A 13,880-nucleotide genomic window follows, 5' to 3' on the forward strand; every position below is an offset into this window, starting at 1 on the left:
GAATGCAGGCATAGCAATGCGACGGAGCAAAAAACCTTGTGCAAACGGACGAGTGCGTTAGCATCCGTCCCCGAATTGGCGCGCCCGGGCTTTTTGGCTCATCTCTGTCGGTTTTCGCGCCGCAAACGCAATGGTTTTGGGGACTTGAAGATGAAGAAGTATCTGTCGATGCTGCTGGTCGGCGTCACGGCACTGGTTGCAGTCAATGCGGCACAGGCCGGCGCAATCGATGACGCGGTCAAGCGCGGCACGTTGAAAGTCGGCATGGACCCGACCTACATGCCGTTCGAGATGACTAACAAGCGTGGCGAGATCATCGGGTTCGAAGTCGACCTCCTCAAAGCCATGTCCAAAGCCATGGGCGTCAAGCTGGAGCTGGTCTCCACCGGTTACGACGGGATCATCCCGGCGCTGCTGACCGACAAGTTCGACATGATCGGCAGCGGCATGACCCTGACTCAGGAACGCAACCTGCGCCTGAACTTCAGCGAACCGTTCATCGTCGTCGGCCAGACCCTGCTGATCCGCAAGGAACTGGAAGGCACCATCAAGTCGTACAAAGACCTGAACACTGCCGACTACCGCATCACCTCCAAGCTCGGCACCACCGGTGAGATGGTCGCCAAGAAGCTGATCTCCAAAGCCAAGTACCACGGCTACGACAACGAGCAGGAAGCGGTGCTCGACGTGGTCAATGGCAAGGCTGATGCCTTCATCTACGACGCACCGTACAACGTTGTGGCGGTGAACAAGGTCGGGGCCGGCAAACTGGTATTCCTCGACAAGCCGTTCACCTACGAGCCGCTGGCTTTTGGTTTGAAGAAGGGTGATTACGACAGCCTCAACTTCATCAATAACTTCCTGCACCAGATCCACGAAGACGGCACCTACGATCGCATCCATGACAAGTGGTTCAAGAGCACCGAGTGGCTCAAGGACATGGAATAACTCGGTCATCCAGACCGAGTTGCCCCAATCGCTGGCAAGCCAGCTCCCACAAGGATTTAGGTGAACACACTAGACCTGTGGGAGCTGGCTTGCCAGCGATGGCGGTCTCCCAGGCGACACAGAATTCGGAACCTGCAAAAAACCATGAAACAGAAAAAAGCCCAATGGCCCTGGCATGTGCTGACCGTGCTGGTGCTGATCGGCCTGGCCGGCGCGCTGTATTACGCCACGTCGCTGATGTCCTACGAATGGCGCTGGAACCGTGTGCCGCAGTACTTCGCCTATCAGGCCGAGGAGACCCAGCGCGCCAGCGACATTTCCACCGTGAGCGAGTTGGTGCGCAAGGGCGGCACTGCTGAAGTCACCCTGCGCAACGACGCCGGTGACGAGCAGCACCTGACCGTCGACGAGAACAGCCTGGCATTCGCTCAGGGCGATGATGTCGCTGAAGGCGACGTCGTGGGTGTCACTCGACATTGGGCGGCAGGGCCGCTGTTGTGGGGGCTGTGGACGACGTTGTGGCTGTCGGTGGTGTCCGGAGTACTCGGGCTGCTGATCGGTCTGGCTACCGGGCTGTGTCGATTGTCGAGCAACCCGACCCTGCGCGACCTGTCGACGATCTACGTCGAACTGGTGCGCGGCACGCCGTTGCTGGTGCAGATTTTCATTTTTTACTTCTTCATCGGCACGGTGATGAACCTGTCCCGCGAGTTCGCCGGGATCGCTGCGCTGTCGCTGTTCACCGGCGCCTACGTGGCCGAGATCATCCGTTCCGGCGTGCAATCGATCGCTCGCGGGCAGAACGAAGCCGCGCGGTCGCTGGGCCTCAGCTCCGGTCAGTCGATGCGTCACGTGGTGTTGCCGCAAGCGCTCAAGCGCGTGCTGCCGCCGCTGGCCGGGCAGTTCATCAGTCTGGTCAAGGACACGTCGCTGGTGTCGGTGATCGCCATCACCGAGCTGCTGAAAAGCGGCCGTGAAGTCATCACCACTTCGTTCTCGCCGTTCGAGATTCTGTTCTGCGTTGCCGGCCTGTACCTGTTGATCAACCTGCCGCTGTCGAAAATCGCCAGCCGGCTTGAGCGGAGGCTCGCGCAAAGTGATTGAAGTCCGCGATCTGGTAAAAGTCTTCGACACTCGCGGCCAAGTCGTGCGTGCGGTGGATAACGTCAGCACCCAAGTGGCCAAGGGTGAAGTGCTGGTGGTGATCGGCCCGTCCGGTTCCGGCAAGTCGACCTTCCTGCGCTGCCTGAATGGTCTGGAGGAATTCGATTCCGGCTCGGTGAGCATCGACGGCCTGCAACTGGCCGACCCGAAAACCGACGTCAACGCCTATCGCCGCGAAGTCGGCATGGTGTTCCAGCATTTCAATCTGTTCCCGCACATGACCGTGCTGGAAAACCTCTGCCTGGCGCAAAAAGTCGTACGCAAGCGCGGGCAGAAGGAAAGCGAGGCCAAGGCTCTGGCGTTGCTGGAGAAGGTCGGGATTGCGCAGAAGGCTCGCGAGTATCCGTCGCGTCTGTCTGGCGGTCAGCAGCAGCGCGTGGCGATTGCCCGCGCGTTGGCGATGGACCCGAAAGTCATGCTGTTCGATGAGCCGACGTCGGCGCTCGACCCGGAAATGGTCGGCGAAGTGCTGGACGTGATGAAGAACCTGGCCGTGGAGGGCATGACCATGGTCTGCGTGACCCACGAGATGGGTTTTGCGCGGGAAGTGGCGGATCGGGTGTTGTTCTTCGATCACGGCAAACTGCTGGAGGATGCTTCCCCGGCCGAGTTCTTCGATGCACCGAAGGATCCGCGCGCGCAGGCCTTTCTGCGCCAAGTCCTGTAACTGCGGCGCTCTTTCGGACGCCATCGCTGGCAAGCCAGCTCCCACAGTGAATGAGTCGAACACAGACCTTGTGAACGACGCAAAAACCTGTGGGAGCTGGCTTGCCAGCGATAGCATCACCTCGGTCCACAGCGAACCGAGGTGGGTAAATCACCTCAAACCTTGAACCGCCCCACCAGCGTCTGCAGATGCGTACCCAGTCGCGCCAGCTCAACGCTGGACGCCGCCGTTTCTTCACTCGCCGCCGAAGTCTGATCCGACACATCGCGTACGTTCAGGATGCTGCGGTTGATCTCCTCCGCGACCGCGCTCTGCTGTTCAGCCGCAGCAGCGATTTGCTGGTTCATCGCCTGAATCGCCGAAACGGTGCGCGTGATGTTGTCCAGCGAGCCACCGGCACGGCGGGTCAGCTCCACGCTGCTCTGGGTCAGCGTGCGACTGTTGTCCATGATCGTCGCCACTTGCTGGGTGCCGTTCTGCAGGCCGACAATCAGCTCTTCAATCTCTTCAGTCGACTTCTGCGTACGCTGCGCGAGGCTACGTACTTCATCTGCAACCACGGCAAAACCACGTCCGGCCTCGCCTGCGCGGGCGGCTTCGATGGCAGCGTTGAGCGCCAGCAGGTTGGTTTGTTGAGCGACGGATTTGATCACGTCGAGCACGCTGCCGATCTTGTCGCTCTCGCGCTTCAGCTCGCCCATGGCCTCGGTGGAGTGGCCGACTTCGGTCGCCAGACGTTCGATCTGCGCGATGGCCTCACCGACCACCTTGTCGCCCTCACGTGCCTGCTGATCAGCCGCGACCGCTGCCTCGGAAGCTTCCTCGGCGTTGCGCGCGACTTCCTGCACGGTAGCGGCCATTTCGTTCATGGCGGTGGCGACCTGATCGGTCTCGATCTTCTGGTTGTTGACCCCGGCGCTGGTCTGCTCGGTCACGGCCGACAGCTCTTCAGCGGCGCTGGCGATCTGCGTTACGCCGTCGCTGATGCCGCCGATCAACTCGCGCAGGCCTTGGGTCATGCTCTGCATCGAACGTTGCAGTTGACCAAGTTCGTCGCGGCGCAGGGACACCAGGTTGTGCGTCAGGTCGCCAGCCGCCACGCGTTCGGCGACTTTCAGGGTCTGGGTTAGCGGAATAATGATCTGCCGGGTGATCGCCCAAGCGGCCAGCAAACCAAACGCAAGGGCCAACACGGTGGCGATCAGCAGCATGTTCTTGGCGTGAGCCGCGTCAGTGTCGCGCACGATGGTTTGCGAGGCGGTGAGCTTCTTGCTGACGTCGATCAGGATGTCGCCCTGCGCCGCCATGCGTGCGAGAGCCTTGGCATTGATCACTTGCGAGTCGCGGAATTGGCCGACCGCCGCGCGATACGCCTTGAGCGAATCGGCCGCCTGTTGCAGGTTGGCGATGTGTTGCTCAGGCAGTTTGGCCGGCAGGCTTTCGAGATTGCTCAGGGCGTTGGCGATGGCGTCGAGTGCCGGTTGCTCGGCTTCGGCCTTGCCGCTGTAGGTGTAGCCGCGAACCTGATAGCGCGCTTGCTGCAACAGCTTGCTCAGCTCGATCACGCTATTGAATTGCGCAACGCTTTCACCTTGCAGCAGGGATTTCTCGACTTCGCTGACCCTGGCCACGGCATTGTCAGCGCTGGCGCCGAGCTTGCTGCGCGCATCCTCGCGCTGAACGGTGGCCTGGGTCATGTCGGCGAAGGCGCGTTTGTATTCTGCGACCGCTGCCAGTTGTTGATCGACCATCGCCACATCGGCTGGTTGCTCGATCATGTTGCGCGCGTTCTGCAGGCCGCTGTCGAGTTTGCCGAGCAGGTCGTTGACCGCGCCGGGGCCTTGTTCGCCGCGGCGCGCGTCGTAGTCGACACGGGCCAGACGCAGGTCCTTAGTCAGCTCATTCAGGCTCGAGATGAAACCGAGCTTGTCGCCACGGCTGATGATGCCGCTCATACCGGTCCAGCCGGTGAAGGTAATCAACAGCGTCAGCAACAGCACCAGGCCGAAACCGATGCCCAGCTTGCGTTTGACGCTGACGTTTCCAAGACTTTCGGCTAACCAACGGTACATGCGACCACTCCCCTCGGACCACTAATTGGACTTATGGGGACTGTATCGGCTGAATGATGGCAATCTGTAACACCATTTATCCGCCGGCCCCGCACGGTATCAATGTAGGAGCTGCCGAAGGCTGCGATCTTTTGATCTTGCCTCTAAAAAACAACATCAAAAGATCGCAGCCTTCGGCAGCTCCTACAGGGGATCGGTGTCGAGCCTAAAAGAGGCGTGCGAGCAGGGCGGTGACGGCGGTTTCGACGCGCAGGATGCGCTCACCGAGTTTCACCGGTTGCAGGCCGGACTTGCCCAGCAGGTCGATTTCGTAAGGAATCCAGCCACCCTCGGGGCCGATGGCCAGGGTTACTGGTTCGCTGAGGGCGCGCGGGCAGGGCGGGAAATTACCGGGATGGCCGACCAGCCCCAGCGTGCCTTCGCTGATCGCGGGCAGGCGATCTTCGACAAACGGCTTGAAGCGTTTCTCGATGACGATTTCCGGCAGCACGGTATCGCGGGCCTGTTCGAGGCCGAGGATCAGTTGTTCGCGGATCGCTTCGGGCTCAAGAAACGGCGTCTGCCAGAAACTCTTCTCGACGCGGTAACTGTTGACCAGAATCACCCGTGGCACACCCATGGTCGCCACGGTCTGGAACACGCGTCGCAGCATCTTCGGGCGGGGCAGCGCCAATACCAGCGTCAACGGCAGCTTGGCCGGCGGAGGTTGATCAAGGGTGACGCGCAGTTCCGCTTCGCCGGGTTCAAGACGCAGCAGTTCGGCGGTTCCCATCAAGCCGCCAATGCGCCCGACCCGCAGGCTGTCGCCGACTTCCGAGCGATGCACTTCCTGCATATGCGTCAGACGGCGGTCACGCAACACGACGCGGTCGGCCGCGATGAAATCGGCTTCTTCGAGCAACAGCAGGTTCATGCCTGGGTCGCTGGCGGCTGATCGTTGTGATCGTCGGCCGATTCTTCTGCGGGCCGTTCGCGTTTGCTGATCAAGCCCCCGAAGATGATGCCGATTTCAAACAGCATCCACATCGGCACGGCCAGCAGGGTCTGCGAGAAGATGTCCGGCGGGGTCAGGATCATGCCGACCACAAAGCAGCCGATGATCACGTACGGGCGGATCTTCTTCAGGTAAACGACGTTGACCACACCAATCCACACCAGCAGCACCACGGCCACCGGGATCTCGAACGCTACGCCGAAGGCGAAGAACAGCGTCATGACGAAATCGAGGTAACTGGCGATATCGGTCATCATCTCCACGCCGGCCGGGGTGGCAGCGGCGAAGAACTTGAAGATCAGCGGGAATACGAAGTAATAGGCGAAGGCCATGCCGGTGTAGAACAGCAGAATGCTGGAAACCAGCAGCGGCACCGCGATGCGCTTCTCATGCTTGTACAGACCCGGCGCGATGAAGCCCCAGATCTGATGCAGGATCACCGGGATCGCCAGGAACAGCGAGACCATCATCGTCAGCTTTAACGGTGTCAGGAACGGTGACGATACGTCAGTGGCGATCATCGTCGCGCCGACCGGCAGGTACTGGCGCAGCGGCGTCGAGACGAAGGTGTAGATCTGCTGGGTGAAGGCGAACAACCCGGCGAAGATGATGAAGATCGCCGCGACGCAACGCAGCAGGCGGGTGCGCAACTCGGTGAGGTGCGATACCAGCGGCATGTGCTGGTCGTTTTCGGGGAGATCGCTCATGGGGCTCGCGGCGGCAGTGTTGGGTCGTGAGGGGCCGGCGCTGTTGGCGCGGCGGCTGGAGCAACAGGTTCAACCGGAGTCGGTGCAGCGACAGGTGCAGGTTCGACAGTCGCCACAACTGGGGTAGCGGGGGCAGGCGCATGAATCGTCTGCCCGCCCACGTGTTCAACCGGCGTCGGCTCTTGCTGAACCGGCTGGAAGATCTTCCGCGCTTCTTGCTCCAGCGACAGAATGTGCTCGTTGTGCAGTTGCCGGCGAATTTCGTCGGCACCGATCTCACGTTCAACTTCCTGTTTGATCGCGTTGAAGCTGCGCTTCAGCCGTCCGACCCACAGGCCAGCGGTGCGCGCAGCACCCGGCAGACGCTCGGGGCCCAACACCAGCAGGGCCACGAGGCCGACGAGCAGCAGTTCAGAGAAGCTGATACCAAACATTAGTCAGTGCTCACACGTCTTTGCGGATCGGCTCTTCGACTTTCTGCGCCTGCACGTCGATGGTGTGCGGCGGGTTGGCCTGAGCGGTGGCTTGCGGCTGTACCGGTGGCACTGGCTGCGCAGGCGTGACGGTCGGATCGGCGGCCGGTTTTTCGTCATCGTTCATGGCTTTGCGAAAGCCCTTGATCGACTCGCCGACATCAGTGCCGAGGTTTTTCAGTTTCTTGGTGCCGAACACCAGCACCACGACAACCAGAATGACGATCCAGTGTTTCCAGTCAAAAATGCCCATGTGGCTGTTCCTCTCTAAAAGTTGTTCAGGCGGACGGACGCGAGGCTTTCTCGACGTGTCCGGACAGGCCGAAGCGGCGATCCAGTTCATCCAGTACAGCCTGCGGATGCTGCCCCAGTTGGGCGAGCATGATCATGCTGTGGAACCACAAATCGGCGGTCTCGTAGATCACGTCGCTGCAGTCGCCGCTGATCGCAGCGTCCTTGGCGGCAATAATGGTTTCGACCGACTCTTCGCCGACTTTCTCCAGAATCTTGTTCAGACCCTTGTGATACAGGCTGGCGACATACGAACTGTCAGCGGCCGCGCCCTTGCGCTCCTCAAGTACCTGAGCGAGGCGAGTCAGGGTGTCACTCATGTTTGTGTCCTGCGGAGTAAATGGCGTGCGGGTCTTTGAGTACCGGGTCGACCGTGGTCCAGTCGCCGTTTTCGAAGACACGGTAGAAGCAGCTTTGACGGCCGGTATGGCAAGCGATGTCGCCAATCTGTTCGACCATCAGGATGATCACGTCGGCGTCACAGTCCAGACGCATTTCATGCAAAGTCTGAACGTGGCCGGACTCTTCGCCCTTGCGCCACAGCTTGCCACGCGAACGTGACCAATAGATGGCACGGTTTTCTGCCGCGGTCAGCTCGAGGGCTTCGCGGTTCATCCAGGCCATCATCAGCACGCGTCCGGTCTTGTGATCCTGGGCAATCGCCGGCACCAGGCCATCAGCGTCCCACTTGATCTCGTCCAGCCAGTTTTTCATCTTCGACTCCGACAGCGAGCCCCACACTTGAATTAGTCGGGCTCAGGGCGTTGAAACAGTGTGCCAGCCGATCACCGAACTGGCTATCGGCGAACGACCAGATACAAGCCGACTGCCACCATGATGCCCGCCGGCCAATGCCCCAATTCATGCATCGGGCCACCTGCCGCGAGGATCGCACCGCCGGCCAGATGCGCACTGCCGAGCAGTCTCAGGAACCAGTCGTCCTTGCGTTTGTGCCACGGCGGCGTAGGGTCTTTGGCGTGGGGCTGCGACATGCGCTCGAGCAGATCGCGGGCCATGTTCGACAAGTGCGGGATCTGCTCCAGTTGGCTCTGCACGTTGCCCAGCAGGGCTTTCGGGCTGACGCGCTCGCGCATCCAGCGTTCGAGAAACGGCTGCGCGGTGTTCCACAGATCCAGATCCGGATACAGCTGACGGCCCAGACCTTCGATGTTCAGCAGGGTTTTTTGCAGCAGTACGAGTTGCGGCTGCACTTCCATGTTGAAGCGGCGTGCAGTCTGGAACAGGCGCATCAGCACCTGGCCAAATGAAATATCTTTTAACGGTTTTTCGAAGATCGGTTCGCAGACGGTGCGGATCGCCGCTTCGAATTCGTTGAGTTTGGTTTCCGCCGGCACCCAGCCCGAATCGATGTGCAATTGCGCCACACGGCGGTAGTCACGCTTGAAGAAGGCAAACAGGTTGCGCGCCAGGTAATCCTGGTCTTCCGGGGTCAGGCTGCCAACAATGCCGCAGTCGATCGCGATGTACTGCGGGCTCCACGGGTTGACGGTGCTGACGAAGATGTTGCCCGGGTGCATGTCGGCGTGGAAAAAGCTGTCGCGGAACACTTGGGTGAAGAAAATCTCCACACCGCGTTCGGCGAGCATTTTCATGTCGGTGCGCTGGTCGGCGAGGGTCGCCAGATCCGTCACCTGAATCCCGTAGATGCGCTCCATCACCAGCACTTTCGGCCGGCACCAGTCCCAATAGACTTGCGGCACGTAAAGCAGCGGCGAACCTTCGAAGTTGCGCTTCAACTGGCTGGCATTGGCCGCCTCGCGCAGCAGATCGAGTTCGTCGTAGATGGTTTTTTCGTAATCCTGAACCACGTCCACCGGGTGCAGCAGACGTGCGTCGGCCGAGACCTTTTCGGCGGCGCGGGCGAGGATGAACAGCCACGCCAGATCCTGCGCGATGATCGGTTTCAGGCCCGGGCGGATCACCTTGACCACCACTTCTTCGCCGGTTTTCAACTGCGCGGCATGCACCTGCGCCACCGAGGCCGAGGCCAGCGGTTCGACGTCGAAACGCGTGAACACTTCGCTGATCTTCTTGCCGAGCTGGGCTTCGATCAGCTTGATCGACACCTGCGAATCGAACGGCGGCACGCGGTCCTGCAACAGCATCAGCTCATCGGCGATGTCTTCCGGCAGCAGGTCGCGACGGGTCGAAAGAATCTGCCCGAACTTGATAAAGATCGGCCCCAGATCCTGTAACGCCAGACGCAGGCGCGCACCGCGACTCAGGTCCAGCGGCTTGCGCGGGAACCAGCGCCACGGCAGCGCATAGCGCAACGCGAGCAGGAACCACGGCAGTGGCAGGTCGAACAGCAAGTCATCGAGGCGGTAGCGGATCACGACGGACTGGATGCGCAGCAGACGGCGGACGGCGAGCAGCTTCATGCGTTATCGCTTGGGTCGAGGGATCGGGAAAGGCGCTCGAAGCGCGCCTCGAGACGTTCCAGATCAAGTTTGATCCGGTCCAGTTCGCTGAAGCGCGCTTCGGCTTCGCGCTGCCCGACGAGGGTGCGCGATTCTTCGGCGAGGTATTCGGCGAGGTTCTGGTTGAGGCTGGCAAATCCTTCTTGATACCAGCGCGCGCGGCTGCGCAGATGACCGCCCACCAGTTGCGTGGCGACCGGGCCCAGCCAGCGCGAGAGTTCGTACTCCCAGTCCAGCTCGAGGTCTTGCAGCACGCCGGCCAACTCCAGCAGCACGCCGCTGTCGCCGTCGAGCTCGACTTCTGGCGCATGCAGCACCGCCGTCTTGTCTTTGCTCAGCGCCAGTTTCAGCAGGCTGGAGGCCGGGGCGCGCAGGGTGCAGTCGACACCGGTTTCCCAATGCGAAGCCAGCATCAGACCTTCATCGCTCGGCAGGATGAACAGTTGCAGCGCCGGGCTGCGACAGTCGACGGCAATTACCTTGCCGGTCAGATGCGCCAAGCGCGGCAGTGCCGTGCTGTCGAGACGCAGCACCCGGTTCAGGCCGAGTTCAACGCTGGCGAGCAGCCCGGTCAAGAGCATCAGGGCTTGATGCCACGGTGCAGGGCGACGATGCCGGCAGTCATGTTGTGATAGGTCACGCGGTCGAAACCGGCCTCGACCATCATCGACTTCAGGGTTTCCTGATTCGGGTGCATGCGGATCGATTCGGCCAGATAACGATAGCTTTCCGAGTCGTTGGTGATCAGCTTGCCCATCAGCGGCATGAACGCGAACGAGTAGGCGTCGTAGGCCTTGGACATCAGCGCGTTGGTCGGCTTGGAGAATTCCAGCACCAGCAGACGACCGCCGGGCTTGAGCACGCGCAGCATGGAACGCAGGGCGTCTTCTTTGTGCGTTACGTTGCGCAGGCCGAAGGCGATGGTCACGCAGTCGAAATGGTTGTCCGGGAACGGCAGTTTTTCTGCGTCGGCCTGGACGAATTCGACGTTGCCCGAGACCCCGAGATCGAGCAGACGGTCACGACCGACCTTGAGCATGGATTCGTTGATGTCGGCCAAAACGACCTGACCGGTAGGGCCTACCAGATGCGAGAACTTTTTGGTCAGGTCGCCCGTGCCGCCGGCGATGTCCAGTACGCGGTTACCGCTGCGCACGCCCGACAGTTCGATCGCGAAACGCTTCCACAAACGGTGCATGCCGCCCGACAGAAGGTCGTTCATCAAGTCGTATTTGGCGGCTACGGAGTGGAACACCTCAGCGACTTTTTCCGCTTTCTGGCTTTCCGGAACGTTTTTGAAGCCGAAGTGAGTGGTGGGTTCGGCATCGCTGCCTTTGCGCTGATCAGTCATATCGCTGTCACCAAAAGAGAATGCGCGACATTCTAATCCCCAAGCCATGCTTTGTCTTGGAATGGCGAAAGGTAAGATGGGCAACCTTCGGGACGATTTGCCGCAGCGGCGGTCAAGATTTACTGTCACCTATTGATCAATCAGGAGTCATTCAATGGCCAAAATCACTGTTGAGCGTGCCCACACACTGGGCAAGGAAGCCGCCCGCGAGAAGGCCGACAAACTGGCCCAAAAGCTTAATGAACAATACGGCCTGGAGCCGCAGTGGGCCGGCGACGTGTTGAACCTTAAACGTTCGGGCGTGAAAGGCGCGGTGCATGTTGGCGACGATTCGATCCGCGTGGATGTCGAGCTGGGGCTGATGATGTCGGCCATGAGCGGCATGATCAAAGCCGAGATCGAGAAAGCACTCGACAAAGCCCTGGTCTGACACAGTTCTTCCTGAATCCCGCTCCCACAGGGTTCGTGTTTGTCCTGCAGACGTTTTATGTCAGTTGTTAGGGTGCCGTTTCTAATTTTTAAACCTACTTTGTGCCTGAGCCCGACACTTATCCGGGCAGTTCCTCAAACCTTCTGCGCGTGAGGTGGACCATGGCTAAAGTAATTTTGAAGAAAAAAATCGACGCTTCGACAACTGCTCTGAGCGACGTCAAATCCTATGCCCGCAAGATCTGGCTGGCAGGCCTGGGTGCCTACACCAAGGTCGGCCAAGAGGGTAGCGAGTACTTTCAAGAGTTGATCAAGGCTGGTCAAACTGTTGAAAAACAAGGCAAAAAAGCTGTCACCGAAAAGCTCGAAGCGGCCAACGCCGAGATCGATGAAGCCAAAAGTGAAGTCAGCTCTTTCAAAGGCCGGGTCGAAGTTCAGCTCGACAAGGTCGAGAAGGTCTTCGACACGCGTGTTGCCAGTGCCTTGAATCGTATCGGCATTCCGTCTAAACATGACGTTGAGACACTCTCTGCTAAGCTCGATGAGCTGACGGCATTGCTCGAACGCGTCGCGCGTAAATCTTAAGGAGAACGGGATGGCTGGTAAAAAGAACACCGATAAAGAAGGCAGCTCGTGGATCGGGAAGGTCGAAGACTACTCCCGCAAGATCTGGCTGGCTGGTTTAGGCGTGTACTCGAAGATCGACACTGACGGCAGCAAGCTCTTCGATACATTGGTCAAAGACGGCGAGAAAGCCGAGAAGCTCACCAAGAACGCAGTCGGCAAAAAAGTCGATGCGGCCAAGGACTCTGCTTCTTCCGCCAAGTCGCGCATCAGCGGCGTGAAAGATCGCGCACTGGGCAAGTGGGACGAGCTCGAAGGGGCTTTCGACAAGCGCCTGAACAGCGCGATTTCGCGTCTCGGCGTGCCGAGCCGCAATGAAGTGAAAGCGCTGCACAGCAAGGTCGAAACACTGACCAAGCAGATTGAAAAACTGACTGGCGAAAAGGCTCGTCCGGTTGCGGCTAAAACTGCTGCAGCGAAACCTGCTGCCAAGCCGTTGGCCAAAGCTGCCGCCAAACCGGTTGCCAAAGCTAAAGCTGCGGTCAAATCGGTGGCGAAAACTGCTGCGGCCAAACCTGCTGCAAAAGCTGCAGCCAAACCGGTTGCAGCTGCCAAGGCCGCGGCCAAACCTGCGGCAAAACCCGCAGCCAAGCCAGCAGCGAAAACCGCTGCCGCCAAACCGGCGGCTGCGAAGAAACCCGCAGTGAAAAAACCGGCCGCGCCGAAAGCCGCTGCGCCGAAACCGGCAGCGCCAGCCGCCAAACCAGCAACACCGGCAGCCCCGGTGAGCGCGTCGAACTCCGTCGCGGCTCCGACTCCGGCGGCTACATCGACTGCTGCATCGACACTGTCGACGCCAACCAGTCAGTCCTGATTTTTTCGGGGCTTCAACAAAACGCCCGGCCTGTGAAGGTCGGGCGTTTTTATTTTTTCGGTTTACAGGCTTACCCTCACCCCAGCCCTCTCCCGGAGGGAGAGGGGGCCGATTGGGAGATGCTTCAGTCTTGCATCGACCTGAGAGTGCTGTATTGAATCCATAATCGACTCGGTACCTCAGGTCGATGTATGACGCGAGACAACTCGGTCAGTCCCCTCTACCTCTGGGAGAGGGCTAGGGTGAGGGCAACGATCTATCTGACTCACCCATGGTCCTCTAGATACCGCAAAGCCAACCGCTCCGTAGCCACCTTCACCGGCGGCAACAAATGCGGCGCCACGAGCATCATGATCTGATAAACCACCAACCGAACCTCTCCCTCGCGATCAAGAATCCGCTGATAATCCAGCGAAAACAGCAGCGTCATGGTGATCTGCTCCACCAGCTGCCCTAACGCCTGCGTATCACTCACCAACTGCCCGGCCGCCTTCAATCGCGCCAGCAATGAAGCCAGCGTGCGCTTGAGCGAGTTGAGCAGGTTGCGAATGCCCTTCGCCAGTTTCGGCAAACGCCCGGCCAGGTTCGACAGGTCCTGAAACAGGAACCGGTACTGCGCCAGTCGCTCGACGATCAAATGCAGAAACAGCCAATAATCCTCCGGCGCCAGTTCGACATCGGCCGGCGGATCGAGCAACGGCGCCAGTTCATTCTGAAAACGTTCGAACAGCCCGAGAATCAGCGGCTCCTTGCCGTGGAAGTGGTAGTAGAGGTTGCCGGGGCTGATCCCCATTTCATTGGCCACTTCCATGGTCGAGACGTTCGGCTCGCCCTTTTCATTGAACAACTGCAGGGCACATTCGAGGATCCGTTCGCTTGTTTTCATCCAGTCTTCTTAAAAAAGG

17 protein-coding genes are annotated in these 13,880 nt (G+C 59.9%); 6 read left to right on the forward strand and 11 right to left on the reverse strand.

The window, feature by feature from the left end; all coding sequences use genetic code 11:
- Nucleotides 1–150: 150 nt before the first annotated feature.
- The 3 genes from ACP7EE_RS01510 to ACP7EE_RS01520 all read left to right on the forward strand — a co-directional run bounded on the left by ACP7EE_RS01510 (nt 151) and on the right by ACP7EE_RS01520 (nt 2,779).
- Nucleotides 151–948, forward strand: a complete 798-nt coding sequence (locus ACP7EE_RS01510; protein ID WP_420646872.1) for a transporter substrate-binding domain-containing protein — start codon at nt 151–153, stop codon at nt 946–948.
- A 144-nt stretch (nt 949–1,092) separates the two neighbouring features.
- A complete protein-coding gene (locus tag ACP7EE_RS01515) occupies nt 1,093–2,052 on the forward strand; it encodes an amino acid ABC transporter permease (protein ID WP_426233031.1) in 960 nt (319 codons plus the stop codon).
- The gene (locus ACP7EE_RS01520) at nt 2,045–2,779 is read left to right on the forward strand and encodes an amino acid ABC transporter ATP-binding protein (protein WP_420646874.1); all 735 of its coding nucleotides are present in this window, start codon (nt 2,045–2,047) and stop codon (nt 2,777–2,779) included. Before ACP7EE_RS01515 ends, ACP7EE_RS01520 begins: the two co-directional genes overlap by 8 nt.
- Nucleotides 2,780–2,934: 155 nt before the next feature.
- Here ACP7EE_RS01520 and ACP7EE_RS01525 read toward each other — a convergent pair whose 3' ends face one another.
- The 10 genes from ACP7EE_RS01525 to ubiE form a co-directional block, all read right to left on the reverse strand.
- A complete protein-coding gene (locus ACP7EE_RS01525; RefSeq protein WP_426233033.1) occupies nt 2,935–4,851 on the reverse strand; it encodes a methyl-accepting chemotaxis protein in 1,917 nt (638 codons plus the stop codon).
- Nucleotides 4,852–5,056: 205 nt separating this feature from the next.
- Complete coding sequence (locus ACP7EE_RS01530; protein ID WP_426233035.1) at nt 5,057–5,764, reverse strand: 16S rRNA (uracil(1498)-N(3))-methyltransferase; 708 nt, start codon at nt 5,762–5,764, stop codon at nt 5,057–5,059.
- Nucleotides 5,761–6,552, reverse strand: coding sequence for a twin-arginine translocase subunit TatC (gene tatC, locus ACP7EE_RS01535; RefSeq protein ID WP_426233037.1), 792 nt, complete (start codon nt 6,550–6,552; stop codon nt 5,761–5,763). The genes ACP7EE_RS01530 and tatC overlap by 4 nt, the downstream gene beginning before the upstream one ends.
- A complete protein-coding gene (tatB, locus tag ACP7EE_RS01540) occupies nt 6,549–6,986 on the reverse strand; it encodes a Sec-independent protein translocase protein TatB (protein ID WP_426233039.1) in 438 nt (145 codons plus the stop codon). The genes tatC and tatB overlap by 4 nt, the downstream gene beginning before the upstream one ends.
- Before the next feature lie 10 nt (nt 6,987–6,996).
- The gene (locus ACP7EE_RS01545; protein WP_003220847.1) at nt 6,997–7,278 is read right to left on the reverse strand and encodes a twin-arginine translocase TatA/TatE family subunit; all 282 of its coding nucleotides are present in this window, start codon (nt 7,276–7,278) and stop codon (nt 6,997–6,999) included.
- Nucleotides 7,279–7,303: 25 nt separating this feature from the next.
- Complete coding sequence (locus tag ACP7EE_RS01550) at nt 7,304–7,636, reverse strand: phosphoribosyl-ATP diphosphatase (RefSeq protein ID WP_420646879.1); 333 nt, start codon at nt 7,634–7,636, stop codon at nt 7,304–7,306.
- A complete protein-coding gene (gene hisI, locus ACP7EE_RS01555) occupies nt 7,629–8,030 on the reverse strand; it encodes a phosphoribosyl-AMP cyclohydrolase (protein WP_046816940.1) in 402 nt (133 codons plus the stop codon). Before hisI ends, ACP7EE_RS01550 begins: the two co-directional genes overlap by 8 nt.
- An 83-nt stretch (nt 8,031–8,113) precedes the next feature.
- The gene (gene ubiB / locus ACP7EE_RS01560) at nt 8,114–9,718 is read right to left on the reverse strand and encodes a ubiquinone biosynthesis regulatory protein kinase UbiB (RefSeq protein WP_426233042.1); all 1,605 of its coding nucleotides are present in this window, start codon (nt 9,716–9,718) and stop codon (nt 8,114–8,116) included.
- Complete coding sequence (locus ACP7EE_RS01565; protein ID WP_426233044.1) at nt 9,715–10,338, reverse strand: ubiquinone biosynthesis accessory factor UbiJ; 624 nt, start codon at nt 10,336–10,338, stop codon at nt 9,715–9,717. Before ACP7EE_RS01565 ends, ubiB begins: the two co-directional genes overlap by 4 nt.
- The gene (gene ubiE, locus ACP7EE_RS01570; RefSeq protein WP_093227509.1) at nt 10,338–11,108 is read right to left on the reverse strand and encodes a bifunctional demethylmenaquinone methyltransferase/2-methoxy-6-polyprenyl-1,4-benzoquinol methylase UbiE; all 771 of its coding nucleotides are present in this window, start codon (nt 11,106–11,108) and stop codon (nt 10,338–10,340) included. Before ubiE ends, ACP7EE_RS01565 begins: the two co-directional genes overlap by 1 nt.
- A 154-nt stretch (nt 11,109–11,262) precedes the next feature.
- Between ubiE and ACP7EE_RS01575 the strand changes: the two genes are divergently transcribed.
- The 3 genes from ACP7EE_RS01575 to ACP7EE_RS01585 all read left to right on the forward strand — a co-directional run bounded on the left by ACP7EE_RS01575 (nt 11,263) and on the right by ACP7EE_RS01585 (nt 12,975).
- Nucleotides 11,263–11,538, forward strand: a complete 276-nt coding sequence (locus ACP7EE_RS01575) for a polyhydroxyalkanoic acid system family protein (RefSeq protein ID WP_420646881.1) — start codon at nt 11,263–11,265, stop codon at nt 11,536–11,538.
- 161 nt (nt 11,539–11,699) lie between these two features.
- Nucleotides 11,700–12,122, forward strand: coding sequence for a phasin family protein (locus tag ACP7EE_RS01580; protein ID WP_420646882.1), 423 nt, complete (start codon nt 11,700–11,702; stop codon nt 12,120–12,122).
- A gap of 10 nt (nt 12,123–12,132) precedes the next feature.
- Nucleotides 12,133–12,975 carry a phasin family protein gene (locus ACP7EE_RS01585; RefSeq protein WP_426233047.1) on the forward strand — a complete coding sequence of 281 codons (843 nt, stop codon included), beginning with the start codon at nt 12,133–12,135 and terminating at the stop codon, nt 12,973–12,975.
- A gap of 265 nt (nt 12,976–13,240) precedes the next feature.
- Here the strand turns inward: ACP7EE_RS01585 and ACP7EE_RS01590 are convergent, their stop codons facing one another.
- A complete protein-coding gene (locus tag ACP7EE_RS01590) occupies nt 13,241–13,861 on the reverse strand; it encodes a TetR/AcrR family transcriptional regulator (protein ID WP_426233049.1) in 621 nt (206 codons plus the stop codon).
- Between the last annotated feature and the right edge of the window lie 19 nt (nt 13,862–13,880).

The organism is Pseudomonas sp. TWP3-2, assembly GCF_049897765.1.
Taxonomy (GTDB): Bacteria; Pseudomonadota; Gammaproteobacteria; order Pseudomonadales; family Pseudomonadaceae; genus Aquipseudomonas.

What these genes read in the sequence shown, in the direction of transcription:
- ACP7EE_RS01580 (WP_420646882.1), top strand. Translation starts at nt 11,700, where the DNA reads ATGGCTAAAGTAATTTTGAAGAAAAAAATCGACGCTTCGACAACTGCT.
- ACP7EE_RS01575 (WP_420646881.1), top strand. Translation starts at nt 11,263, where the DNA reads ATGGCCAAAATCACTGTTGAGCGTGCCCACACACTGGGCAAGGAAGCC.
- ACP7EE_RS01515 (WP_426233031.1), top strand. Translation starts at nt 1,093, where the DNA reads ATGAAACAGAAAAAAGCCCAATGGCCCTGGCATGTGCTGACCGTGCTG.
- tatB (WP_426233039.1), bottom strand. Translation starts at nt 6,986, where the DNA reads ATGTTTGGTATCAGCTTCTCTGAACTGCTGCTCGTCGGCCTCGTGGCC.
- ACP7EE_RS01525 (WP_426233033.1), bottom strand. Translation starts at nt 4,851, where the DNA reads ATGTACCGTTGGTTAGCCGAAAGTCTTGGAAACGTCAGCGTCAAACGC.
- ACP7EE_RS01530 (WP_426233035.1), bottom strand. Translation starts at nt 5,764, where the DNA reads ATGAACCTGCTGTTGCTCGAAGAAGCCGATTTCATCGCGGCCGACCGC.
- ACP7EE_RS01550 (WP_420646879.1), bottom strand. Translation starts at nt 7,636, where the DNA reads ATGAGTGACACCCTGACTCGCCTCGCTCAGGTACTTGAGGAGCGCAAG.
- ACP7EE_RS01590 (WP_426233049.1), bottom strand. Translation starts at nt 13,861, where the DNA reads ATGAAAACAAGCGAACGGATCCTCGAATGTGCCCTGCAGTTGTTCAAT.
- hisI (WP_046816940.1), bottom strand. Translation starts at nt 8,030, where the DNA reads ATGAAAAACTGGCTGGACGAGATCAAGTGGGACGCTGATGGCCTGGTG.
- ACP7EE_RS01585 (WP_426233047.1), top strand. Translation starts at nt 12,133, where the DNA reads ATGGCTGGTAAAAAGAACACCGATAAAGAAGGCAGCTCGTGGATCGGG.
- tatC (WP_426233037.1), bottom strand. Translation starts at nt 6,552, where the DNA reads ATGAGCGATCTCCCCGAAAACGACCAGCACATGCCGCTGGTATCGCAC.
- ubiE (WP_093227509.1), bottom strand. Translation starts at nt 11,108, where the DNA reads ATGACTGATCAGCGCAAAGGCAGCGATGCCGAACCCACCACTCACTTC.
- ACP7EE_RS01510 (WP_420646872.1), top strand. Translation starts at nt 151, where the DNA reads ATGAAGAAGTATCTGTCGATGCTGCTGGTCGGCGTCACGGCACTGGTT.
- ACP7EE_RS01545 (WP_003220847.1), bottom strand. Translation starts at nt 7,278, where the DNA reads ATGGGCATTTTTGACTGGAAACACTGGATCGTCATTCTGGTTGTCGTG.
- ubiB (WP_426233042.1), bottom strand. Translation starts at nt 9,718, where the DNA reads ATGAAGCTGCTCGCCGTCCGCCGTCTGCTGCGCATCCAGTCCGTCGTG.
- ACP7EE_RS01565 (WP_426233044.1), bottom strand. Translation starts at nt 10,338, where the DNA reads ATGCTCTTGACCGGGCTGCTCGCCAGCGTTGAACTCGGCCTGAACCGG.